Annotated in this window: 19 protein-coding genes; 10 read left to right on the plus strand and 9 right to left on the minus strand. The window is 44.3% G+C overall.

Features of this window, described 5'->3' with window-relative positions:
- Positions 1-36 precede the first annotated feature (36 nt).
- Positions 37-753: a type 1 glutamine amidotransferase gene (locus tag L5L91_RS12355; protein ID WP_263236712.1), complete on the minus strand. Its 717-nt coding sequence runs from the start codon at positions 751-753 to the stop codon at positions 37-39.
- Between the two features lie 84 nt (positions 754-837).
- Between L5L91_RS12355 and L5L91_RS12360 the strand changes: the two genes are divergently transcribed.
- The 3 genes from L5L91_RS12360 to L5L91_RS12370 all read left to right on the plus strand — a co-directional run bounded on the left by L5L91_RS12360 (position 838) and on the right by L5L91_RS12370 (position 4,354).
- Positions 838-1,653, plus strand: a complete 816-nt coding sequence (locus L5L91_RS12360; RefSeq protein ID WP_317630176.1) for a helix-turn-helix transcriptional regulator — start codon at positions 838-840, stop codon at positions 1,651-1,653.
- A 248-nt stretch (positions 1,654-1,901) separates the two neighbouring features.
- A complete protein-coding gene (locus tag L5L91_RS12365) occupies positions 1,902-3,371 on the plus strand; it encodes an inorganic phosphate transporter (protein WP_105252986.1) in 1,470 nt (489 codons plus the stop codon).
- 134 nt (positions 3,372-3,505) lie between these two features.
- Positions 3,506-4,354, plus strand: a complete 849-nt coding sequence (locus tag L5L91_RS12370) for an isocitrate lyase/phosphoenolpyruvate mutase family protein (protein WP_263141766.1) — start codon at positions 3,506-3,508, stop codon at positions 4,352-4,354.
- 386 nt (positions 4,355-4,740) lie between these two features.
- Here the strand turns inward: L5L91_RS12370 and L5L91_RS12375 are convergent, their stop codons facing one another.
- The gene (locus L5L91_RS12375; RefSeq protein ID WP_263236715.1) at positions 4,741-5,694 is read right to left on the minus strand and encodes a DUF72 domain-containing protein; all 954 of its coding nucleotides are present in this window, start codon (positions 5,692-5,694) and stop codon (positions 4,741-4,743) included.
- Positions 5,695-5,985: 291 nt separating this feature from the next.
- Between L5L91_RS12375 and L5L91_RS12380 the strand changes: the two genes are divergently transcribed.
- The gene (locus L5L91_RS12380) at positions 5,986-7,413 is read left to right on the plus strand and encodes a GGDEF domain-containing protein (RefSeq protein ID WP_212601310.1); all 1,428 of its coding nucleotides are present in this window, start codon (positions 5,986-5,988) and stop codon (positions 7,411-7,413) included.
- Positions 7,414-7,547: 134 nt separating this feature from the next.
- On the opposite strand, the gene L5L91_RS12385 is transcribed toward L5L91_RS12380, so the two are convergent.
- The 7 genes from L5L91_RS12385 to L5L91_RS12415 form a co-directional block, all read right to left on the minus strand.
- Positions 7,548-9,440 (minus strand): methyl-accepting chemotaxis protein, encoded by a 1,893-nt coding sequence (locus L5L91_RS12385; protein ID WP_263236717.1) that lies wholly within the window; start codon positions 9,438-9,440, stop codon positions 7,548-7,550.
- A gap of 497 nt (positions 9,441-9,937) precedes the next feature.
- On the minus strand, positions 9,938-12,571 hold the full coding sequence (gene pepN, locus L5L91_RS12390) for an aminopeptidase N (RefSeq protein WP_263236719.1): 2,634 nt from the start codon (positions 12,569-12,571) through the stop codon (positions 9,938-9,940).
- Between the two features lie 256 nt (positions 12,572-12,827).
- The gene (lpoB, locus tag L5L91_RS12395; RefSeq protein WP_173246506.1) at positions 12,828-13,421 is read right to left on the minus strand and encodes a penicillin-binding protein activator LpoB; all 594 of its coding nucleotides are present in this window, start codon (positions 13,419-13,421) and stop codon (positions 12,828-12,830) included.
- 69 nt (positions 13,422-13,490) lie between these two features.
- Complete coding sequence (locus L5L91_RS12400) at positions 13,491-14,894, minus strand: COG3014 family protein (protein WP_263163754.1); 1,404 nt, start codon at positions 14,892-14,894, stop codon at positions 13,491-13,493.
- Positions 14,894-15,451 (minus strand): peptide deformylase, encoded by a 558-nt coding sequence (gene def / locus L5L91_RS12405; protein ID WP_263163753.1) that lies wholly within the window; start codon positions 15,449-15,451, stop codon positions 14,894-14,896. Before def ends, L5L91_RS12400 begins: the two co-directional genes overlap by 1 nt.
- 65 nt (positions 15,452-15,516) lie before the next feature.
- A complete protein-coding gene (locus L5L91_RS12410) occupies positions 15,517-15,729 on the minus strand; it encodes a SlyX family protein (RefSeq protein WP_006080410.1) in 213 nt (70 codons plus the stop codon).
- Positions 15,730-15,738: 9 nt separating this feature from the next.
- Positions 15,739-16,689: a WD40 repeat domain-containing protein gene (locus L5L91_RS12415; protein ID WP_173246498.1), complete on the minus strand. Its 951-nt coding sequence runs from the start codon at positions 16,687-16,689 to the stop codon at positions 15,739-15,741.
- A 154-nt stretch (positions 16,690-16,843) separates the two neighbouring features.
- On the opposite strand from L5L91_RS12415, the gene fkpA reads away from it, so the two are divergent.
- From fkpA to katB, 6 genes are all read left to right on the plus strand, one after another.
- On the plus strand, positions 16,844-17,611 hold the full coding sequence (fkpA, locus tag L5L91_RS12420; RefSeq protein ID WP_131524662.1) for an FKBP-type peptidyl-prolyl cis-trans isomerase: 768 nt from the start codon (positions 16,844-16,846) through the stop codon (positions 17,609-17,611).
- 618 nt (positions 17,612-18,229) lie between these two features.
- On the plus strand, positions 18,230-20,842 hold the full coding sequence (gene exeM, locus L5L91_RS12425; RefSeq protein WP_263236721.1) for an extracellular exonuclease ExeM: 2,613 nt from the start codon (positions 18,230-18,232) through the stop codon (positions 20,840-20,842).
- 110 nt (positions 20,843-20,952) lie between these two features.
- A complete protein-coding gene (locus L5L91_RS12430; protein WP_263163751.1) occupies positions 20,953-21,408 on the plus strand; it encodes a hypothetical protein in 456 nt (151 codons plus the stop codon).
- Positions 21,409-21,513: 105 nt separating this feature from the next.
- Positions 21,514-21,951, plus strand: a complete 438-nt coding sequence (locus L5L91_RS12435) for a PaaI family thioesterase (protein WP_028761594.1) — start codon at positions 21,514-21,516, stop codon at positions 21,949-21,951.
- Positions 21,952-22,033: 82 nt separating this feature from the next.
- Entirely contained in the window at positions 22,034-22,276 is a 243-nt protein-coding gene (locus L5L91_RS12440; RefSeq protein WP_263236723.1) for a YgjV family protein, read from the plus strand.
- A gap of 327 nt (positions 22,277-22,603) precedes the next feature.
- On the plus strand, positions 22,604-24,079 hold the full coding sequence (katB, locus tag L5L91_RS12445) for a catalase KatB (RefSeq protein ID WP_263236726.1): 1,476 nt from the start codon (positions 22,604-22,606) through the stop codon (positions 24,077-24,079).
- The last annotated feature ends 30 nt before the right edge of the window (positions 24,080-24,109 follow it).

Here is a 24,109-nt window from a genome sequence, read left to right on the forward strand (position 1 = left end):
CTGGCGTTTTTGTTTTGGCTTGAGCCACTTTTTACTTTATACGGCTTGATAGGTTAGGACTAGATTATCTAAAAAATGCCCCAGCAACTGATTCATCCTAGCCGTTGATTGCCCCAGTATGAACTCAGGGCTTTGAATATATGGCATTTTCTGTGTGCTAGAAAAAGCATTTTCTTGATCAATTAATGGCGCTAATTGGCTACTGATAAATTCAAGATGGCATTGAAATCCAAAAACTAAATTTGTGTAACGTACAATTTGCCGCGGGCAGGCTGCACTTGTGGCGAGCACTTCGCAATCGGGAGTGAGGCCTGGCATGTCGTTATGCCAGTGGCCGACCACTTCAGTGGTCGAAAATGTCTTAAGGTTAACATCACTTTTTCCTGCCGCAGTCAGTTCAATAGGAAAGTAACCAATCTCGGCATGTGGACTCTTTTGATAACGGGCACCTAATGCCTCTCCGATTAACTGTGCCCCAAGACAAACCCCCACAACGGCTTTATTTTTTTGGATAGCTTGTCTGATAAACCTTTGTTCTGCTTGGCTATCAAAATATGGACAATCGTTTTGGCATGTCGCGGGAGACTGAGGGCCACCGAGGATAATTAATAGATCAAAACCATCACTATTGTCGGGTAAAGCTTCATCTAGATAGATTCTGCTAAAGCTCATACTGTAGTTTTTGCTTGCAGCCCAATCGCTAAAATAGCCTGGACCTTCATAGCTTTCATGGATAATGCAATGAATGCGCATCGAGTTTTCCTGTGTCTTTTATGGGATAGCGCTATGCTACAATCCTTTTTATTTGGCTGAATAACGTTATATGGACAAGTAATGATGCTAAGTCGCCAACTCGATTCGATTAACGCCATTATTGAGCAAGCGCCGAATATGCCTTCTTTTGTCAAAACGATTGAGATGCAGAAGGGTTATGTGGATGTTTTACACCAGCACTGTTGGCATCAGCTTATTTTTCCGCTTCAAGGCCTGTTACAGACAGAGGCAAATGAGGTACTTTTTTTGGTCCCCCATACCACAGCGCTTTTTGTGCCTGCAGGTGTCATGCATGAGTCTGTTGCGATTACAGATACCTGCTTTATTGGTGTCTATTTGAATCCTATGTATGGTCGAGATTATGGTGCCATGGTTAAGCCCGTCGCCATGAGTGCTTTTATAAGGGAGTTAGTGCTAACGCTGAGAAAACAATGTGCTTTTAATACCCCAACGAATGTTGATCCAATGGTTCAGGCGCCAATACTGCGTTTGCTTGAGGTGTTATATGATCAAATTAATAGTGCGGAAGGACAGACTTTCAAGTTACTGATACCGCAAGATAGGCGCCTAAAATTGATTTTTGAGCATTTAACCCAAACGCCAGCTTTAGATTTCTCTTTAGTGAAATGGGGTGAGATGGTTGGGGCATCGGAACGAACATTGTTGAGGCTATTTGTGAGGGAGTTTGGTTCTTCATTCGTATTATGGCGTCAACATTTGCGGCTGATCTATTCGCTGTCGTTATTGGCCACTGACCTATCAATACAGAATGTGGCCCACCAAATTGGTTATCAAAATGATTCATCCTATATCAAAGCCTTCAAGGAGCGTTTTGGGATGACACCACAGCGATTTCGGTTAGGTGATCATGGGATATAACCCTGTTACGACGTATGGTTATGAACACTATTTCTAGTTGGCTTATTTAATATTAAATCAATATATTGCACCTTTTTGCGGCACAAATATTCATTTGGCCGAATAAAATCAAGCCAGTTGTAATTGCAAGCATGCTACTGAGTTATTGGGGGCTAATTCACTTTTTGACAATCTAAACAATTTTTCACTGTAAAAGACCCCAAACTTGGGCGTAACCTGTGGGCGTTCTCGCCATGGGTAAATATTTTATGTTTGAAATGTTCACAACGTTAGGCTTTGCGTGGTCGGTGGGTTTAGTCCTTGCCGTACTTTTTGTACTGGCATACGAATTTATTAATGGCTTCCACGACACAGCAAATGCGGTAGCGACGGTGATCTATACCAAGGCAATGCCGGCAAATCTGGCGGTCGTTACCTCCGCACTATTTAATTTTGCGGGTGTGCTGTTAGGGGGGTTAGGGGTGGCCTATGCGATAGTGCATTTATTACCCGTAGACTCCTTGCTAGGTATGGACTCAATCCAAGGCTTGTTGATGGTGTTTTCCCTGCTATTTTCGGCAATTATCTGGAACTTAGGCACTTGGTATTTTGGTATTCCGGCATCGAGTTCCCATACCTTGATTGGTTCGATAATGGGCGTGGGTGGCGCGTTCGCTTGGATAAATCATCAGCCTATCTTGCAGGGCATTAATGTCTCTAAAGCAACGCAGATCATGCTGTCCTTGATTATTTCGCCGACCTTAGGGTTTGTGATGGCAGGGATTTTTTTGCTCATCATGAAATACGTTTGGCAGAAACATAAAATTCACCGTACCCCAGATGAGCAGATGCAGATTAATGGTAAAAAACACCCTCCATTTTGGGCAAGGGCGAGTTTAATTATCTCTGCTATGGGGGTGAGTTTCGCCCATGGTTCTAACGATGGACAGAAGGGGATAGGTTTAGTGATGCTAGTGCTGATTTGTATGGCACCGGCTTATTTTGCCTTGGACATGGGCAGTCAACCCTATGATTTAGAAAGAACTCAAGATGCTAATCGTCGCATTATGGCGATTTATGACCGTAACCAAGCCGTTATCGCGGATGTTATCGACTTTAAAGCCTTAGTCAACGTTCCCGAATATATGCTGGCCCATTGCTCATCTGCCAATGTATTACCGGCGATGTCGTTGCTTGACCGTCGCTTAGCAAAAGTCTCGACTTACAAAGATATGGATGTAGAAGAGCGACGCGAGGTGCGACGTTTATTGTTGTGCATCGATGATACTGCTCGCCAAGTGGCTAAATTGGATCTTCCTGCTAAGGATTTGAGTTCATTGGCTAAATGGCGAAAAGATCTCACTAGAACTACTGAGTATGCGCCCATTTGGGTGATTATTGCCATTGCTACTGCGCTGGGGTGCGGCACGTTGGTGGGTTGGCGGCGGATTGTATATACCGTGGGGGAAAAAATTGGTTCATCGAGTATGACTTACAGCCAAGGCATTGCCGCGCAGGTCACCGCTGCCGTCTCTATTGGGATTGCCAGTATGACGGGGATGCCGGTATCGACGACTCATATTTTGTCTTCCGCTGTAGCGGGCACTATGGTGGCTAATCGTTCAGGGCTTCAGATCCAAACCATTAAGCAGATCATGCTTGCTTGGCTGCTGACACTACCTATTACTATGTTGCTCTCCGCGAGTGTGTTTATCCTTGCCAATGCACTTTGGGGTTAGCCAAGAATACTCAAGTTGAATGCTCACATAGCCAAGCCTTGAGGGCTTGGTTTTTCGGTTCAGTGCCGTTTCCCGCGATAATTACCTAAGCCATCTTGTTAGAGTTGAGCCTTCAACACCAACAAGGACATAAGATGGCTGAGCTATCTAGAATACTTTTCAAAGCATTACATCAACAATCAGAGCCGCTGATATTAACTAACGCTTGGGATGCCGCCAGTGCGGCCATCATCCAAGCATCGGGCGCCCGTGCGATTGCGACCAGTAGCGCGGCATTGGCTTGGTCGCTCGGTTATCCCGATGGCCAAGCGCTACCTAAAGCGGCTTTATTGGACGCAGTGAACCATATCCTACGGTTGAGCCGAGTGCCTGTGACGATAGATATTGAATCTGGTTATAGCCAAGATCCCGATGAGGTTGCTGCTTTTGTTGCGCAGCTCGCTGAGCTTGGCGTAGCAGGGATTAATATTGAGGATGGCAGTGCAGGTGTTGCTGAGATGGTGGCAAAAATTCAGGCTATTCGCACACATCCTCGTTGCCAAGGATTATTTATTAATGCGCGAACCGATGTGTATTTACTGGGCTTAGCCAGTGGTGATGCCGCGGTCGCTATGACAATCGATAGGTTAACTCAATATCAGGCTGCGGGCGCTGATGGCGGCTTTATCCCTGGCGCTAATCAGGTCGAGACCGCTAAGCGCTTGTCTGCCGCTGTGGATATGCCACTGAATTTTATGCTATTGAATGAGCAGATGGATATCGGCGAGTTATTTGCCGCAGGTGTGCAGCGTTTTTCCACCGGTCCGGCTTCATTTTTACAAGCCTATGACACTTTGTTTAATCCAATTTTGTTAAATTCAATTAAGGCAAAGCCGTTTCAGCTGCAGCCAAAAGATGCGGTTATTGCCGTTGATAACGGTTCAATACCTAAAGCCATTGCCCTTGATTTTGAGCAAATGAATAACTTATTTATCCCGAGTTAAAGCTGTTTTTAATCTATACCCAAGCTACCTGAAGATACGAGTTTCAGAGCGCCCAGGGTGCTTCAATTCAAGGTGCATTAATGACAGAATGTCGGCCACCTTTTGAATTGATGCAACACGGAAGTGGAGTGCCCTGGGCGCTCCGTCCCGGCGGGTTTTAACGCACGTTATGCTGCGTTGGTTATTTTTAACTTAGCCCGCTAGGCCTGCAAATAACCGCAATCGCCATGGATGGCGTGAATGCCATTTATGCAGGAGCAATAAATGGCCTTGCCTAAAGTGCGTTAAATTCCCGCTGAATCCTGCATCTTCAGGTTGTTTGGGTATATACCCACGGCGAGTTTGCCGTGGGTTTCTTCTTACGTCCATTTTACTTAGCGCCCGTTTTACCAAGAAAGTCCCATCTGCGTGCTTGTCTCCTCAGGTTTCTTATCAAGTAGTCTTAGCTCGGTGAGGTGAATTTGCGCTGCAATTTGGCTGCGCAATTTTTGATAGAGACGGATGGCTAGTTCAGGCGCGGCTTCATTGTCGGGAGTATGGATAAACAGATAGGGTTCTCGACCTTCTGCGAGCCACTGCGGGAGTTGGGTCAGCCAATTATCAAAAAAGGCATCGTTATCCTTAGGTAAAGCAGTAACGCCTTGCTGTGCGAGTTGTGTTACGGCATCGTCTGGTTGGCCGATAAAGCGCACCACTGGATTATTGGCGGTGGCAATCGCATGCACTGGCACTCGAGGTTTTTTCTTGTGAGCGTCGATAATCGCGACATTGCAGGGCGGCAGTGCAAACAAGGGCCTGCTGTCCATGATGATGCGATTCACTTTTTTATCGATGAGTAATCGATTAAGCGCACGCTCGGCATCTCCCTTAGCAAAAAACGCAGCATGCCTGACTTCGACGCCATAGGTTAACCCTTGGGGGATTTGATCTAGAAATTGCGCTAACGCAAGCAAGTTTTCTGGGCCGAAATGGGCGGGCAGTTGAATTTTCCAGATCCCTGTTTTATCGATTAATGGTGTCATTATCTGGAAAAAATCTTTCAATTCTTGGCCGCAGTGTTGCAATAATCTTTGGTGAGTGATGGTTTGCGGTAGTTTGAAGGTAAAACGAAAGCTCTCTGGCGTGGCACTGTGCCAATTCATTACCGTTTGCTGTGCAGGCGTTGCGTAGAAGCTGGTGTTCCCTTCGACAGTATTGAATATTGTCGCGTAACGGGCGAGTCGCTCCGCTTGTTTAGTTCCGTGACCATACACACTTTCTTGCCAATTCGAGTGCGACCACATGGCAAGCCCAAGGCGAAAATGGTTGGGTTGATGTAACGGAGAGCACAATCGGTCCAAAAATAAATTCCTTTAATGCGATTTGCGCGTACCAAAGCAGCGCCCTGATGTTGACCAACATTTTAGGGCATTGTGCCGATATCTGTCGTCCATAGTCAAATAGTGCCACCGATGGCCTTAAGTATTGTGTTTGATTTTGTTTGAATTTAACTCTGTAAAAGTCGGACTTAACTGAGCCAACTCTGGAATGACATTGAAAATTAACCTACTCTAATAGTGCGTTATTATTATTTTTATGCTTATGATCAAACTTAGGACTTAGCCAAAGACGGACGTTTATTGGAGAATTACGTGAATAATGATGGCTACACTTCCTTAAGCAATTTTATCGACCTTCTCTTGGATGCTATTTGTGTCGTCGATAAAACGGGGAGGTTTGAATTTGTGAGTGCTGGGGCAGAACGTATTTTTGGCTATACCCCAGAAGAAATGATGGGTATGCAGATGCTAGATCTTGTCATTCCAGAGGATAGGGAACGCACTCTCGCAACGGCCAATGAAATTATGGCTGGTCGCTTTAAAGTCGATTTTGAAAACCGTTATGTGCGTAAAGATGGTGTTATCGTCGATATTCTTTGGTCTGCACGTTGGTCCGATGCTTATCAACAACGTGTCGCAGTCGCTAGAGATATTTCTAAGAGCAAAAATGCCGAACGTAGACAAGCAGCCTTATATGAGATTTCAGAGGCTGTGCATGTCGCTGAGGACTTGCTAGCCCTATATCGTAGAATTCATGAAATTATTGCTAAATTATTGCCTGCAGCAAACTTTGCTATTGCATTGTACGATCAAGATTTAAATGAATTAAGTTTTCCTTATAAAGCCGCTACTGGCGAGGATTCGCTTATTGATATTGCAAGTTTCAGTGTGTTCACTGACCAAGTGATCCGCAGTGCTGAGTCTTTACTCCTGTGTCCCGTGACCTTAACTGATTATCCCCAAGCGATTCGTGAAGATTTGGGTAATGGCTGTTTAAGTTGGCTGGGTGTGCCGCTAAAGCTACAGAAAGGCGTTATCGGCGCTTTGATTATGCATAGCTTGCCCACTTCGGCTTCATATACACATCAAGACCGTGAGTTATTGGAGTTTGTTTCTACGCAAATAGCCTTTGCGATTGAGCGTCGACAAATGCTCGCGCGATTAGAGCATATTGCACTTTATGATCAGTTAACCTTGTTACCCAATCGTGAGCTTTTTTACGATAGATTTCAAAAGGCGCTATCTCGAGCCCATAGGGAATCAAGTTATTTCTCTTTGCTTTATTTAGACTTAGATAAATTTAAGTGGGTTAACGATACTTTTGGTCATAGCGTGGGCGATTTATTACTGCAAGTGACAGCGCAGCGAATAGTCAGTTGTGTGAGGGGCTCAGATACCGTTGCGCGTTTTGGGGGGGATGAGTTTGTCATCTTACTTGAGCGAGTTGATTCAGCACATAATACCCTGCTGGCCGCGCAAAAAATATTGCAAGTATTCGAGCACCCCTTCGAGCTTGCCGAACAGCAGATCCATATTCTGCCGAGTATCGGTATTGCTCTGTATCCAGAGCACGGTGAAAATGAGAAACAGCTTATTTCCTGTGCCGATGCCGCTATGTATAAAGCTAAAAAGAATGGCGGAAATCGAATTGAAATGGGTTATCAAGGATTAAGAAACGTACATGCTGAGCTTCGACCTGAGGCCAATATTCCTGAAAATAAAGCGATGAAGATCATTTAAGCTTGCTTTAGGTAAGCCATTGTAAGTCTATAAAGAAATAATATGTAAAGAAATGCCCGCAAATGTCACTGACACTTGCGGGCATTATTGTATGGAACTGTTGATGTAATCTTTATATAAAATAAGGCTTTTGATTACAGTTTGAAGCGATTAACTTCCTGCTGCAATGATGCGGCTAAATGGGCGAGCTCTTGAGCTTGGACCATAGACGTTTGTGCCTCAATCGAGAGATTCTCTGACACTTCACGAATCGACTCTGTATTACGGTTGATTTCGCTGGTGACTGAGGTTTGCTCCTCGGCTGCAGTGGCAATTTGGCTCGCCATATCTGAAATATCATTAATGGCTTTGCTGATTTGCAACAGACTTTCACTGGCTGAATTAGCATCGGCCACACTGGTTTCTGCCATTTCATGACTTTGAGTCATAGACTTAACGGCTTTGCCTGCGGTTTGTTGTAGGGTTTCGATCATCGCTTGAATTTCTTGTGTCGATGAATGCGTACGTTGTGACAGTACACGCACCTCATCAGCAACTACAGCGAAGCCACGACCTTGTTCTCCTGCACGTGCCGCCTCAATGGCTGCATTGAGTGCAAGTAAGTTGGTTTGCTCTGCGATGCCACTAATGGTCAACAAAATGCTGTTGATCTTTTGTGAGTGCTCGTTCAGTTCACCGATAATTCGCCCTGCAGTTTCGACTTCACTGGCTAAATTACGGATAGATTGCTGGCTTTGCATTACCTGTTTATGGCCATGGTTTGAAAGTCCGACCGCATTTTGAGCGGTCTGCGCTGTATGCTCAGCATTACTGGCAATTTCCTCGGTGGCGCTGGCCATTTCGGTCACCGCAGTGGCAACCATAGTCACTTCATCTTGCTGTACTTCAATGCGCTGACTGTTATCCGTTGCCGACGCACTACTTCCTTTGGCTTGATATTCCAATTGACCGGCAATCTTGTGCATGCGGGAAATCATACCGTGTAGACGTTCTACAAAGCGGTTAAAACCCGAAGCTAACATACCAATTTCATCGTGACTGTTGGCAGTATGAATGCGCACAGTGAGATCGCCATCGCCTTCGGCGATATCATTGAGTGCTTGGGCAACGCGTTCGAGATCTTTGAATTGGATTTTAAAGATGGCGATTAAAATCAAACCAAACAGCACCAATAGTGCAACACCTACGGCTGACATCCACCAAGCAAGATCGGTTGCCTGTGACATGATTTCTTGCTTATCCATTACGAAAATCAGCGCCCAGTCTGTTGAGGGTATTGCCGCAACATAGACTAACTTAGTGGCACCATCGAGGTTTCGCTCTTCCATCGTATTGGCATTAGTGCGCTGTGATAACCAGTTATTACTAAAATTACTATCGATTTTAGTGAGTTGTTGAGTATTTAGCTGGCTATTGGGATGACTAATAATGAGCCCTGCATTATCGACCATCAGAGTGTAACCTTTACCTGGTACTTGGAGGCGCTGCACTGCATCTGTTAACTGATCTATGGTTAAGTTTGCAGCCGCTACGCCTATGAGCTGGCCTGAGCTCATCACAGGTTCAGCTATAGTTACGACTTGTTTTTTCAATGTGGCGCTGACGTAGGGCGCCGTCATGATCATTTTACCCGCCGTTTTAGCATCCATATACCAAGGGCGAACGCGTGGATCATAATTTGCGGTATTCAGCGACGGATCTTGGCGATACATGTTGCCTTGCTCGTCACCATAGTAGGTGAGGGCAAAGTCAACCGCAGTATGCGCTTGCAACAAATGAGGGGTAACGTTGGCACTCGGATCGGCTTCAACGACTTGTTTTAGGCTGGTAATGGCCATTTTTCTGTCTTGCATCCACTGACCTATGCCGGATGAAAAGGTAATCGCTAGTTGGTCAATTTCATGTTGAGTGTTTTCTAACGCATTATTTCTAATGAAATAACTAGAGATACTTACGAGTACAGCAATAGTGATCAGTACAGCGGAAAGACTGCTAAACAGCAGCCGTGTTTTGAGTGTCGATCGCATAATCTATATCCTTTATATTTCGTTAGCTCTCTAACGTTGTTTTAGTATAGCGGCAGTACGGGGCAAAACATTAAATCATTGAAGAATTATAGTAATAAATTTAGAAGTGACGCCCATAATTTATGAATTTAATAATTACATGATTTTTATATCAATAACGATTGCGTCAGCGGTTGTTTATTTGATGAGCTGATGGAACTTAGTAGACTAAACTGAAGAGATGAATAATATTTTACAGGTGATAAATAACATTGGTTATCGTCAGTAAGCCGTTAAAACACATAAGCTCAAGCTAACAATTTAATTAAATATGTCACTGGTTGTGAGTGTGATTAATTCATTATTCAGAATGCTGGCTTGTTTATATCAAAGGTTAGTGAGCATAATTTCGCGCGGGTAGCATCTTGTGTGCTGGTTCAAGTTTAAGACTCATCTGTAACAGAACATAAAAAAGGGACTCCTAGGAGCCCCTTGTTAATTTTAAAATGACCTTAATATTAGTGAGTCATCTTATTTTTGATCAGCACACAACGCTGCTCTATTTGACGGGTTTCCAGTAGATTACGGCGGGTAAGGTTAGATAGCCCAGTTTGGCGATCAAGTACTTTGTCCAATGCCGCTATGCTAGTGTAATTACAATCGGTTGGGATGAGGAAATGGCTATAATTACGCATAAATACTGGCCCTTTTTTGTCCATATCCATTAAGCTCGTCAGACGCTCTTCCGCTGTAGCTGCGCTTAATAGTTTTTGCTCAGCAGGATAAAGATTTTGCATAATAATCCGCTGTTTGGAGAAAGGCAGGCTGTCTAGATGGACTTTACTTAACCAACGACGTTTTGCGGCCGCTTCAGGGCGGATCACTTGTGCCGCAAGTGCCGCTTTTTCACCAGAGTCTGAATTATCCTTGGCAGCTTCTTTGGTTAAGCGCTGCAGCGCGTTAGGAAAATCATAGCGATTAAGCTGGGTGATGATTGCCCATCGTAAATCTTGATCTAAGGTTAATCCCTTGATTTTTGTTTCACCGTCAATGAGTTGCGCTAAATGACGCAGTGAATCTCTGTCGCTTGCTAAACTGACATAGGCATTGAACCAGATCCGTTGGAAGTCATTATCGCCTTTATTTTCCATTGCTTTTCTCAGACTCATTTGGCTTAAGCCTTTAATTGCATTTTCAGCGTAGTTTTGCTGAATAGGGGCGATCTGCGCGAGATATTCCTTCGAGCGCAACATGCTATCGATGATCTGACCAACAATTGTGTAGTCCGTCTCAGCGGGCGCGTTAACAAACACTGTGCTTAGGTATTGATCTAAGCTCAATTTACCTTCGCGGACGCTGTCCCACAGACTTTGCCATAGCATAGATCTCAGTAGTGGATCGGAAATATTACTCAGTTGTTGTTTTGCGGTATTAAATGACTTGTCATCAAGCTCGACTTTCACAAAGCCCCAATCATCAAAGTTTGGATAGACTAGGTCTGGGCAGCGCTCACCAATCAGTTGTTTAACTTCAGTACGCTCGCCTTTGTAAGTCACTGGCACTGTAATGTCATTTCGCAGATCAAAGCGACCTTGGGTAAATAAAGCCACTTGGACTTTTTGTTCACGTAATGTGGGTAGCTCTGCGCTTGCAGGGAGCTGTCGTAGGCTAAATTCGCTGATTCGGTTGCCCTCACAACGATATTCCGCCTTGATGGTGTTAACGCCCGCGCTGTAGAGCCATTCTTGAGTCCATGCACTTAAATCGCGGCCAGCGGCTTTCCCTAGGCTATTGATAAAATCGTCTAACTCAGCGTTTTGATAACTGTATTGTTTTAAATAGTTACTGACGCCACGACGAAACACCATGTCGCCGAGTAAATGGCGTAATTGTTTTAGCGTTGATGCGCCTTTTTGGTAAGTGATAGCATCGATATTGTCGAAGGCGTTCTGAGTCGTTGCTACGGGTACTTCAATGGGGTGCGTGGTGACTAAGCTGTCCTGCTCATAGGCTTTTTGCTTGCCTTTAGCGTAGAAGGTACGCCAAGCATTAGTGAACTCTGTGGCTTCTTGAGTCGCAAGTGTGCCCATAAATGAAGCAAAACTTTCATTTAACCACAAGCCGTTCCACCATTTCATGGTGACGAGATCGCCAAACCACTGGTGCGCCATTTCGTGCATGATCACGCCCGCAAGATTTTGCTTCTGATCAGCTGTCATCGCCGCTTTATGAAGGAAGATATCTTCGGAAAAGGTCACTGCACCCGCGTTTTCCATCGCGCCATAAAGGAAGTCTGGCACTAGAATTTGATCGTATTTCTTAAAGGGATAAGGAATACCAAAGTAATTATCGAAAAAAGTTAATCCTTGTTTTGTATAGGTAAACCAATCTTGCTCCGTGACTTGGTTAGCAACGGATTGACGGGCGAACAGGCGCATAGGATAGCGGCCTGAGTTGTCTTGCCACATGTGATAAGGGCCCGCGTGCATCGAAAAGTTATATGGGCTTAGCTTAGGTGTTTGTGGGAAAGTCCAACGATTGTAAGCACCTGCTGGGGTGATTTGGCTTTCACGCATCGAGCTAATGACTTGCCAGTCTTTGGGCGCTGTTACCGTAATTTGATAGTTAGCCTTGAGATCCGGTTGGTCGAACACTGCGAACATCTGCTGAGCTGCAGCGGGTTCAAAATGAGAGTAGAGGTAGACCTTGCCATCGATTGGATCTTTAAAACGGTGTAAACCTTCACCATTGGTGCTGTGGGCACGGCTAAATTGCACTTCAATGGTATTTTCACCTGAGGTGAGCAAACGCGTATTTAAGCTGATGTAAGCGCCATTGTAATTGGGGTATACGGCGGTACCGTTGATGATAAAGCGTTTTATCTGCGCCTTGTTTAAATCTAAGCTCAGTTGTTTTGGCACTTCACTTAATTGAAATGTCACTTTGGAGGTGGCGGAAAACTCGGCGTCCCCTGTGAGCTGAAAATCCAGGTCATAGTGAATATCGGAGATGACCTGCGAGCGAAGCGTAGCCTGATATTGGCTAATATAAGCGCTAGCATCACGTGGACCCGTATTGAGTGTACTTTGGGTTGCACACGACATTAATGTGCCGCAGGTAAGGGCAACGAGACTGGCTTTAAACAAGTTCACAACTTAAATCCTTCAGCGATTTGTTTTGTTTTCTGCTTGGATGTTTGCATTCAATATCGTGTGTGTAGGTTTGCCTTTGTGGCAAATTATCCCTCGCGCCAGCGCCAATTTTGAGCATCATCATCGCAGTGTATTTTGGCCGAGTACACTACCTTATTTACCTTGGATTACCAATGTTAAAAATGTAAAAAAAAGCCAGCGTTAACGCTGGCTTCTTGATATTACGGTTTGGCAGAATTAAGTGCCAATAGGACAATTACATGCCTAAGAAAGACTTAGACTTCATCTTACGGATTTCTTTTTCATCAGACCATTCGATAAGGCCTGTTTCTAAATCCATTAAACGCATTGTCATCTTATAGTAGACGTCTTTAGTGCTACCGTCTTGCTTCACTATGCTAGATAAATTGCCATATAACATGTATTGAGCGCCAATTTGACGACCAAACTTGATGGCGGTTGATGGGTCAACCATGCCAGTGTTGTTTTGGTAATCCAGTTGTTTACGGACTGAATCTACTTTAGTCATGTCGATAAAACGGAACTTGCCTGAGCGCAATAATTTGTTACTGATAGAGTCAGTGACAGACTCAGTGTCGATATGTTCTGAGGTTTTGTTTTTGATGCTGTCAACAAATAAAATCGGGCGGTCATTGGCAGTTATTGCCACAATAGGAGGGAAAGTCATCATGCTATCCACCATCTTGGCGGCAATAGCTTGTAGATCCGTCGAGCCAAAGTTCTCATTGACGGTTTCAACTTCTGTGGCATCGCCATATTCGACTTTAGATTGACATGCAGCTAGACCCATAACGGCAGCCAGTACAAAAATCAGTTTAAATTGTTTCATAGTCAGTTCCATTTTGTGATTGTATAAACTTAATGACACACGCCTTATTCAAATACCACAACCGCTAGGCTAAATGATTATTGAATAAATTCGGGTGTAATTACCAGTATCAATTGCCCAGACTAAGGTGGTTTTGCCTGCTGCAACATCAATTTTAGCCGGTGGCGCTTTGTCTAACTGCAAAGTGTATTCACCTGCACTCAAATAACGCCGCCCGATCTGTGCTTGTTTAGGGAGCGTCAGCCAACTGCGACGATCCGCTTGTTCTGTTACTACGTTAAAAATCTGCATCGCTATACTGCCAATATCGGCCGCATTGTTCCCTGGTTTGCCACTCTTCTCAATCTGATAGGCCATCTCAGATTTAGCATAGACCCTAGCGACTTGACGAACTAGCGTCGCGGGCAGATCTTCCTTGAGTGCTGTGATGGCTAAGGCATCGATATTGGCAATAGGTTCAGTTTTCAGCACTGTACCTAAACCTTGCACTTGCGTCTCTGGCACAAAAGTATTGTTTGGCATGTAGGTAGCGAGTGACACTGTCTGCCAGTTACCATGGATAGTAAAAGGTACAGTGAGAGCTTGTTTTGCTGGCACAAAGCCGCGCTCGACCATCAAAATCACTTGACCATCTTTGGGATTGGGCAATTTAGCATCGCCCCAACGGCGCTTAAACTCATCATACTGTGGCATGCCGAGTTGCTTGGCGAGGCGGACCAGATCTTGCTGTAAATAGGTGTTATCTGGAGTGATTTGTGCTGCTTTACGATAATCGATATAGGCATCGTTCGGCTCACCCAGCACTTCGTGCAGTACGCCAGTGGTGTAATAACTGTAAGCGTTTAAGAAAGAACTGGTGACTGTGCCCGCGGCTTGTCCTAGTTTGTTAACCTCGGCATCTATGGTGCCGTTTGCCATGGCTTGAACTGACTTTTGTGATTTTTGATAGCGTTCTTGCTCGCTGCTCTGTAGTTCGTTACTGCGACGAACTTCGACTAGAGCCCCCTGATAGTCGCCACTAAACAAATAGTTAAGAGCTTGGTATTGGTGCAGCATAATGCGTTCATACCCAGGGCCTCGGTACGGAATCGCATTGTCGTTTAACACTAAGCTGCTGGCTGTTGCGCCAATGTCACTAACGCTGACTTTGGCTTTATCATCAAAGGCGGTATAAGCATCTACTGCTTGCTGATAATATTTTTTACTGGCAGCAAAATCGCCGGCGACTTGAGCAATACGTCCCGCTTCTTGGGCATAGAGTAAGCCGTCATTGCCATTGATATTACTGGCAAGTTTGTCGATATCGGCCATGGGTGTCGCACTATTAAGCTCTTGTTTGAGTGGTTCAATCTGCGCAGGATAATTAATGAAAATACTGTTATAAGCGCAGCCCGATAAGTTTAAAACCAATCCCATTGCCAAGGTTGACGTAATAAATGCGCGAGAAAAAGGTGTAACGAAGGACAGTTTCATTATTGCGCTTCACCTTTTTTGATGGATTGGGCTGAAATCGCCTGAGTCTGTTCTGGCATAAGTGAACGCTCGAGTAATGTGATCCCTTGAAGGTGATCAAATTCATGTTGAAAAATCCGTGCAATAAAGCCCGTTAATTCGGTTTGTTGCCACTCGCCTTGTAAATTTTGATAGCGTACTTCAATGGCTTGATGTCTTTGTATCGTAAATCTTTGCCCCGGTACAGATAAGCAGCCTTCTTCTCCGCTGACCAACTCGCTTGATGCATTAATGATTTGCGGATTAACCACGACCACAGGCGCCATATTAGGCGCGTCGGGATAACGCTCATTAGGGCGAGAAGCCATAATAAATAAGGCTAAAGGGCTGTGAACTTGGGGGGCTGCGATACCAACGCCATTGGCAGCGTCCATGCTGGCAGACATTTGCTCGGCAAGATGCGCGAGCTCAGCATCGAAATGGTGCACTGTGATTGCAGTCTGCCTTAGAATGGGTTCACCCACTAACGCTATGGGTAATAGAGTTGGGGTTTCTTTTGGCATTAAATGTTTAAACATCGCATTCCCTGGATATTTTGCAGTAACTGTTTTTTTAATCAAAGTTAACATCTAAAGCGTCAGTGTTAATAATGTGGTGGTGGCGTTTCTTCAGCCTGGGTCGCCATATTACTCGGTTCCATGTCCTGCAACTTACCAATTAACATGTGAATTTGGTGTTGCTGGTGAGCCACCAGTCGATTCAATTTGATGACCTCTTGGTTTAATTCTTCGACTGTGAGCTCTTGAAAAGCCAATTTGGTTTCTAGATCTTCAATCTGTGCTTGTACGCCTTGCATGGCTAACCTCTATTTCTGCCAAGTTTCAACTAAGCCTTGGCTACTGATACTAACGACTTTATTGGTATCTCGAATTGCCACAGAGTATACAACGGCTCCTCGATTTTGGCTGTTTTTAGTGAGTGCAACCTGCCATTTTTCAATTTGTTTACCCGAGTCACGTTGCCAGAGTATAACTTCCCGTGCTGGCGTACCTGTTAATAGCTGGCTGTCTTGTTTGATAAACCTCACCGCTGAAAAGTTCATTTGGCGGCGGGTAATATCCAGCTTATTTAACAGCTTACCGCTTGTGTTATCCCAGATTTTTGCTTCATCTGTGCTGCCATTGGTAAAACTTAAACTACCACTGTCGTTGAGTGCCACTTTAGTTATACGGCTGCCGAGTGTCCACGTATGAAGCGGTTGGCCAGTTTGTGCCTGCCAGAGAATCGCCTGCATATCATTTGACCCCGTTAATGCTAATCGGCCATCAGCAGAGAGGGCAACACTATTGACGCGCTCTTTATGTCCAAGAAACTTGATTAAGGCAGATTTTTCGGCATTAAGCGACATGACTGAACCATCATTTAAACCAATAAGTAGTGCGCCATTATCTGCTACCGCGACACTTTCACCGGATGAAGGTAAGGACCACCAGCCCAAAGGCTTACCGTCGGCTATTTTCCACATAGCAACTGAATCTCGGCTTAACGATGCTGCAAATATCCCGTTGGGAGAAATCGCTGTACCTGTGACGCCAGTATTAATATCGCCATGTATCCATTGGTATTTGAGGGTGTGGGTACTAAGATCCCAGCATTGAACTCCACTACTTTGAGTGGCAACTAAGGCGAATTGCCCATTACTTGATAGGCTCGCGCTATAGCTGGGTTCTGTCGTGAGAACACTGATATCTTCTGCTTTGGGGTGGCAAGCGATTAGAAAAACTGTGCAAATTACCAGCAGTAGATTTTTCTTCATGAACTTGCTCCCTAAGTTGTTGTCTTTAGACTTGATCAAGTGACATTAATCACTGTTAACCCATAAAGAATCTAGTTGGTATAACCGAGATAACTAGTATAAAGTTGTCACGCTTAGGTTATTGTAACCGCTTGAGGATGCTGAGGAAGCTTTAATGAAATCGATTTATAAATTATCGTTAGTTGCATTGGCTATTATTGGCCTATCTGCTTGTAATCAAGAAGAAAAAGCAGCTACGAGTACAAATGTTGAATTAACGACTGAGGCTCAAAAAGAAGCTTACAGTGTAGGCGCTTCAATCGGTCGTTATATGTCTGGCCATATTAAAGAGCAAGAAGAATTAGGCCTGCCAGTTGATCGCACTCTGATCGTCACTGGTTTCACTAATGGTCTGAATGACCAATTAAGTTTAACCGAAGAAGAAATGCAAACCATTCTTCAAGGTCTAGATAAAAAGTTAAACGATAAACGTCAGGAACAAGCCACAGCGATTTCTGCGAAAAATATCGAAGATGGTAAAAAATTCCTTGAAGAAAACAAGGTTAAGCCTGGTGTAGTGACAACTGAGTCTGGCTTACAATATGAAGTATTAACTCCTGGCACGGGTGAAAAACCTGCCGCAGAAGACACTGTAGAAGTGGATTATGTTGGTACATTACTTGACGGTACTGAGTTTGATAGTTCTTATAAACGCGGCGAAGCGGCTAAGTTCCCTTTGAATCGCGTTATTCCAGGTTGGACTGAAGGCGTGCAATTAATGCCTGTTGGCGCTAAGTTCAAGTTTGTGATCCCATCGGAATTAGCCTATGGCGTACGTGATACTGGTACTATTCCACCAAACTCTACGTTGATTTTCGAAGTTGAGTTGAAATCAATCGAGAAAGCTTCTGCGGCGCCAGTAGCTGAACCTGCTAAAAAGTAATTGATTAGCTGCGACGTGTAATACGCCGCAATTGAAAATACCGCTCCTAAATGAGCGGTATTTTTTTGTCTGTAAAATTCGCATTATTGTTTTAATATTTAGCTCACTATCTTACAGCCGTTGGTTCTCAGACTGGCTCTGTGTTTCATTTTTATACCCATCATCAACATTAATCTGCTGCAATAACCAAGGGTATAAATCATCCACTTTAGCAGTTTGACTGTTATGTTTATTTCAAAATAATGAATGCTAAATTAAGTTTTAATTATATCCATTACCTTTTAAGGACCCGTGTTCCTTATATTTTATTGGGTATTGCATACTGAATAATATCATCAAAATATCACATTAAAATATTGATTGTTATTTAAGCAGGATGCCAAATGCTTTGAGCTTATGTGTATTGCTCTTACTGTTTGTTTTTACATGGCTAATACTTTTGATTTACCATCCTGTTCTGTTAGGTGAACAGTGAGATGTCTATAATTAGTTACTCATCAATGTGTTACATTGGCAATGTGCGATCTTGCCCTCTTTTTTTACGCATTCAACTCTGAAATAATCCGCTCGCACGTTAATAGAAGTTAGCGGCAATATTATAATAATGGGGTTGATGATATGGATAATGTTAATAAATTAACGGCTATTTCTTTAGCTGTTGCAGCGGCTTTGCCTATGATGGCAAGCGCAGATGTGATGATCACCGAATATGTTGAAGGTAGCTCAAATAATAAAGCGATTGAACTGTATAACAGCGGCGATACGGCAATTGATCTCGCGGGTTATAAACTGGTTCGTTATAAAGATGGTGCTACTGTTGCGTCGGATATGGTGGCTTTAGGTGGTCAAACTATTGCGGCAAAATCGACAAAAGTTATTTTAAATACTAGCGGTACTATTACTGTTGCTCAAGGGGTTGATAGTTACTCTGGTAGTTTAAGTTTTAATGGCGGTGATGCGGTTGCCTTAATGAAAGATGATGCCGTCATCGATATTATTGGTGATGTGCCGACGCCAACGGGTTGGGGATTAGACGTTACCTTAAAACGTAAATTAGATGCGTTAGTGGCGAATACAGTATTTAATGCCGCCCAGTGGGAACAATTACCTAAAGATACCTTCTCTGGTTTAGGTTCACTAGAAACGCCTGCTGAGCCAGAAGTGCCGCTCTTTAGCTGTACTGGCGCTAAAATTGTGCCTATTTATCAAGTACAAGGTGCGGGCGAGTCGAGCCCATTTGTACCAGCAGGGGCATTCGAATCTGAAGCCGAAGTGACTGTGCGTGGCGTCGTGACTGCCCGTGGTGAAAGCTTGTTTAAAGGTTTTTACTTACAAGAAGTTAAGGGTGATAACTCACCGTATACCTCTGATGGTGTATTTGTATTCTTAGGTGAAGCTGCACCTGAAGCGATTCAACCTGGGGTTGAAGTGTGTGTGCAGGGTAAAGTGAAAGAATACTTTGGCTTAACTCAAATCGATATTAAAGCCGATAAGAAATTTGATGTTGGCGCTAAGGGTGAAGTCCCTGTTGCCGCACCTTTCTATGTGGCCGATGGCGAAACCTTAGCGCAAGCATTAGAGCGCTATGAAGGCATGAATGTGGCCTTAGATGCGGGCAGCGATCTTAAAATCAGCCGCACCTTCAGCTTCGACTATGCGGGTAGTCGCAATAACATGCTAGTGTCATATCAAGCACCTTTGATGAAGCCGACACAGCTGTATCCAGCGCTTTCTGCTGAAGCAACGGCATTAGTTAAATCTAACCGCGAAAACCAACTCTTTATCGAATCCGATTACAAGCCTGCCAATGGTGTTATTCCATACTTCCCTGATTTCAATGTGGAAACGGGTTACATCCGTGTTGGCGATCAACTGACTAACCTGCAAGGTGTGATTGGTTACAGCTACGGCGCTTATCGTTTAGTGGCGACTAATACTATTACAGCGGGTGATTTTATCCGTGGTGACGATAGAACCGAAGCCCCAAGTGTTGCAACTAAGGGAGATCTGCGCGTGGCTAGCTTTAACGTGCTGAACTTCTTTAACGATGTTGATGGTGGCGATACCAATCCATCAGGCAGTAACCGTGGCGCCCTAACGCTGGAAGAAATGGTGCTACAACGTACTAAAATCGTTAGCGCTATTACCGCCATGAACGCCGATATCGTCGGTTTGATGGAAATTGCTAACAACGGTTTTGGTGAGAAGAGTGCGATTAAGGATTTAGTCGATGCACTAAATGACAAGCAGACGCCTGAAAACGCCTATAGCTTTGTTGAAATCACCGATGCTGATAAGTATGACGGCAAGTACTTTGGCACAGATGCGATCACTGTCGGCATGTTATACCGTGGTGGTAAAGTGACTTTAGCGGGGGCCGCACAAGTTATCGGTACTCCAGAACAGCACGCCAGTGCTGGCAGCGTGACTCGTACTAAAGATGGCAAAACTGAGACTAACCCTGGTAATGATGCTTATCAACGTCACAGCTTAGCGCAAACCTTTAAAATCCATGATGAGTCTCTGACCGTAGTCGTTAACCATTTGAAATCTAAAGGCTCAGGCTGTTTAGAAGATTGGGCTAACTTCGAAGAGTCAGTTGATCCTGCGGATCAACAGGGCAAGTGTAATGCTTTCCGCGTATCTGCAGCGAAAGTCTTGGGTGAAACGCTAAAAGACGTGAAAGGCGACTTACTGATCATCGGTGATATGAATGCCTATGGTATGGAGGATCCTATCCGTGTACTAACCGACTTCGATGCGAGCAAGTCAGAGCGTGACATCCTAACCGCTTCGTGGACGACGCTCGATGGTAAAGTATTTGAGCGCCAAGGCAGCAAGATTGAAAAAGGTTATGGCTTTATCAACTTGAACACGAAAGCCCACGGTGTAAGCACTTTCTCTTATAGCTATAACGGCGAGTTAGGTAACTTAGATCATGCTTTAGCCAATGCTAGCTTAGCTAAACGTTTAGTGGATATTGAAGATTGGCACATCAACTCAGTGGAATCTAACCTGTTTGAATACGGTAAGAAATTCTCTGGTGATCTGGCTAAATCTGAAAATGCTTTTTCTGCATCGGATCATGATCCTGTGATTGTTGCTTTAAGTTATCCTGCGCCAGTAGTGCCGCCAAAACCTGAGCCAAAGCCTAAAGATGATGGCGGTGCTTTAGGTTATTTAGGTTTAGCACTGATGTCCTTGTTTGGTTTGCAGCGTCGTCGCCGTTAACCTGTATATGGGGTTAACTCACAAGTGCAATTTGTGAGCTAGACTGAAACAAAGGGATGGTTAACCATCCCTTTTTTATCTCTTTTTTTCAGTTTTTATTAGGAGTGAGTATGGATACCACCTCAAATCCGCTGAAAACCATGAATATCAAGGCGCCACTGTGGTTTTACTTTGTCGCAACGCTCAGTTTGTTGTGGAATATCATGGGGCTGATGGCTTTTGTGATGCAAATGACTATGACGCCAGATGCACTCGCACAGATGAGCCCAGATCAAATTAAACTCTATGAAACGACGCCAATTTGGGTTGATGCTGTGTTTGGCTTTGCCGTGGTTTCAGGGGTTCTAGGATGCCTATTATTGTTATTCAGAAAATTAATTGCTTATAAAGTGTTGGTCGCCTCGCTTATCGCTATTTTGTTGCAAATGACCTATGTATTTTGCATTCAGCAAGCGGCTGTGGTGCTAGGAGCTGACGCGTTAATTATGCCAAGTGTAGTCGTGGTGTGGGGATTATTTCTTGTCTGGTTTAGTCAGCTAAGTACCGTTAAATCTTGGTTAGTTTGAGCCTTATTTTTGCTGATATTGATGTGACCAGCTGAGAGTAAACTAGTTGAACTTCATCCACTTCACAGTAAACTGCTGATTGGTTTTATTGACTAGGAAGTTGCAATGAGTATTTGGTTTAGAGCTGTAACGTTAGAGGATTGCGCGCGTTTAGACGCCGGTATGGGTGGCAAAGGCACCTTGATGCAGACTTTAGGAATTGAGATCAGTGAGATTGGCGACGATTACATGAAGGCCACTATGCCAGCCAGTCCGGCGGTGCATAACCCTTTGGGCATAGTGCATGGTGGCGCGAATGTCGCGCTTGCTGAAACCGTTGCCAGCTATGCGGCAAATTTCGCGGTGGATTTTGAGCAGTACTATTGTGTCGGTCAAGAAATTAACGCTAACCACTTACGGGCTTCCCGTAATGGGGTATTAACCGCTACGGCTAAGCCTATCCACTTAGGGAAGCGCAGCTCTGTATGGGAGATTTTAATCCACAACAGCGCGGGTGAACTGACTTGTATTTCACGGATGACGGCGGCTGTCGTTAAACGCTAAATGCAATGAGCCAGCTTATTGCCTGTGGTGTGAATGGCGTATCAATCGTTTGATTTAAATAATATATAGATAAGGATTGGATATGGATAACACTACAATTTGGGAATGGGTTGGTTATTTAGCTTCAGTGGTCGTTGCAATATCACTGATGATGTCAAACATTAAGAAACTGCGTTGGTGGAATCTCATTGGTGCGGCTTTATTTGTGGCCTACGGTGTGGCAATTGGGGCTTATCCTGTTGCCTTAGTTAACTTTTTTATCGTGCTGATTGACACTTATTATTTGGTTAAGCTTTATCGTGAAGCCGACTTATCCAGCAGTTAATGGCAGTGTATCAGCTTAACTCCGCTTTCTCGCACCGCACTTCGCTCCATTGTCCTGAGCAGCTATTTGGTTTTTCAACAGCATCCTAAGTGATGTGAGTGGACCATTGGCTGTGAGTCCGTGTAATTCATTAATTGTCTTGCCAAACTCATTATTAATCTTTTTTTTAGATTATATAAATCTATTTTAATCGTTTTATTCTCAAGTGGTAATTCTCTATTCTTGCTCTATCGACAACACGTCGCCAGCCAAGGAGATAAACCATGGCCACCATTTACGATTTAATTGAAACCTGGTTAACCAGCAATCAAGACTAAGGAGCAGGGCATGAGTCAACAACATCAAACAAGTCAGTACTTAACGAGCCAAAACGGCGCCCCAGTGGCCGACGATCAAAACTCACTGTCGGCGGGTGAACGTGGTCCTCTGCTATTACAAGATTGGCATTTAATTGAAAAGTTAGCCCATTTCAACCGTGAGCGTATTCCTGAACGTATCGTGCATGCTAAAGGTACTGGGGTTTATGGCACATTTACGCTGACTAAAGATTTAAGCGATTACACCATTGCTGACCATTTCAATGGTGTTGGTAAGCAAACCGAAACCTTTATTCGTTTCTCAACCGTAGGTGGAGAAATGGGTTCTGCCGACGCAGAGCGCGATCCACGAGGCTTTGGTTTACGTTTTTATACTGCCCGTGGTAATCACGATATCGTGGGTAACAATACGCCGACCTTTTTCTTGCGAGATGGGATTAAGTTTCCAGACTTTATTCATACGCAAAAGCGTAATCCTAAGACAAACTTAAAAGATCCGCAGGCCATGTGGGACTTTTGGTCATTGAATCCTGAAGCTATGCATCAAGTAACCATTTTGATGTCGGATCGTGGTATTCCGGCGAACTACCGTCAAATGCACGGTTATGGTTCACACACTTTCTCGCTGTGGAATGCCAAGGGCGAGCGTTTCTGGGTAAAGTTCCACTTTAAATCGCAGCAAGGCGTGGTCAACTTAACCAATGAACAGGCTGATAAATTAAAAGGGATTGATCCCGATTCATCACAGCGCGATATGGTGGTTGCTATTACTGATGGTAACTTCCCGCGTTGGACGGTTAATGTGCAGATTATGCCTGAGGCAGATGCCAATACTTACCATATCAATCCATTTGATTTAACTAAGGTTTGGCCGCATAGCGACTATCCATTACTTGAGATTGGTGTATTAGAACTGAATCGTCTGCCACAAAACTACTTTGCTGAAGTTGAGCAAGTGGCATTAGCACCTAGTAATTTGGTCCCAGGTGTCGGGGCTTCACCAGACAAGATGTTACAAGCGCGTTTATTTGCCTACGCCGATGCGCAGCGTTACCGCATTGGTGCTAACTACAACCAATTGCCAGTGAACTGCCCGCATGCCGCTAAGGCAAATCACCATCAACGTGCAGGTGCGATGGCGGGTACACAATGTCCTTATCATGGCAGTCAAACTGGTGGCGACGCTTCGGCAAACTATGGCCCGAACAGCACTGCTGATGCCTTGGTTGAGCCAGTAAACTTTAGCGAACCACCATTGCGTTTAGAAGGTGAAGCGGCGCGTTACAGTCGTTATAACCAAGACGATTATACCCAAGCGGGTAATTTGTATCGCATCTTCTCTGAAGCTGAGAAAGCGCGCCTAGTGGCAACAATTTCGGGTTCATTAAGTCAAGCGAGTTTAGATGTGCAGCAACGTATGGTGGCGCATTTTACTCAAGCCGATGCGGATTACGGACAACGTATTAAAGCGGCATTAGGTCTTTAAACTGTTGTTGTTGCGAATGTTTGAATAATA

It is taken from the genome of Shewanella sp. SM55 (assembly GCF_025654025.1).
Classification (GTDB): domain Bacteria; phylum Pseudomonadota; class Gammaproteobacteria; order Enterobacterales; family Shewanellaceae; genus Shewanella; species Shewanella oncorhynchi.

Excerpts from the sequence above, each read along its gene's own strand:
- L5L91_RS12355 (WP_263236712.1), bottom strand. The coding sequence starts at position 753 with ATGCGCATTCATTGCATTATCCATGAAAGCTATGAAGGTCCAGGCTAT.
- L5L91_RS12360 (WP_317630176.1), top strand. The coding sequence starts at position 838 with ATGCTAAGTCGCCAACTCGATTCGATTAACGCCATTATTGAGCAAGCG.
- L5L91_RS12365 (WP_105252986.1), top strand. The coding sequence starts at position 1,902 with ATGTTTGAAATGTTCACAACGTTAGGCTTTGCGTGGTCGGTGGGTTTA.
- L5L91_RS12370 (WP_263141766.1), top strand. The coding sequence starts at position 3,506 with ATGGCTGAGCTATCTAGAATACTTTTCAAAGCATTACATCAACAATCA.
- L5L91_RS12385 (WP_263236717.1), bottom strand. The coding sequence starts at position 9,440 with ATGCGATCGACACTCAAAACACGGCTGCTGTTTAGCAGTCTTTCCGCT.
- lpoB (WP_173246506.1), bottom strand. The coding sequence starts at position 13,421 with ATGAAACAATTTAAACTGATTTTTGTACTGGCTGCCGTTATGGGTCTA.
- L5L91_RS12400 (WP_263163754.1), bottom strand. The coding sequence starts at position 14,894 with ATGAAACTGTCCTTCGTTACACCTTTTTCTCGCGCATTTATTACGTCA.
- def (WP_263163753.1), bottom strand. The coding sequence starts at position 15,451 with ATGTTTAAACATTTAATGCCAAAAGAAACCCCAACTCTATTACCCATA.
- L5L91_RS12410 (WP_006080410.1), bottom strand. The coding sequence starts at position 15,729 with ATGCAAGGCGTACAAGCACAGATTGAAGATCTAGAAACCAAATTGGCT.
- L5L91_RS12415 (WP_173246498.1), bottom strand. The coding sequence starts at position 16,689 with ATGAAGAAAAATCTACTGCTGGTAATTTGCACAGTTTTTCTAATCGCT.
- fkpA (WP_131524662.1), top strand. The coding sequence starts at position 16,844 with ATGAAATCGATTTATAAATTATCGTTAGTTGCATTGGCTATTATTGGC.
- exeM (WP_263236721.1), top strand. The coding sequence starts at position 18,230 with ATGGATAATGTTAATAAATTAACGGCTATTTCTTTAGCTGTTGCAGCG.
- L5L91_RS12430 (WP_263163751.1), top strand. The coding sequence starts at position 20,953 with ATGGATACCACCTCAAATCCGCTGAAAACCATGAATATCAAGGCGCCA.
- L5L91_RS12435 (WP_028761594.1), top strand. The coding sequence starts at position 21,514 with ATGAGTATTTGGTTTAGAGCTGTAACGTTAGAGGATTGCGCGCGTTTA.
- L5L91_RS12440 (WP_263236723.1), top strand. The coding sequence starts at position 22,034 with ATGGATAACACTACAATTTGGGAATGGGTTGGTTATTTAGCTTCAGTG.
- katB (WP_263236726.1), top strand. The coding sequence starts at position 22,604 with ATGAGTCAACAACATCAAACAAGTCAGTACTTAACGAGCCAAAACGGC.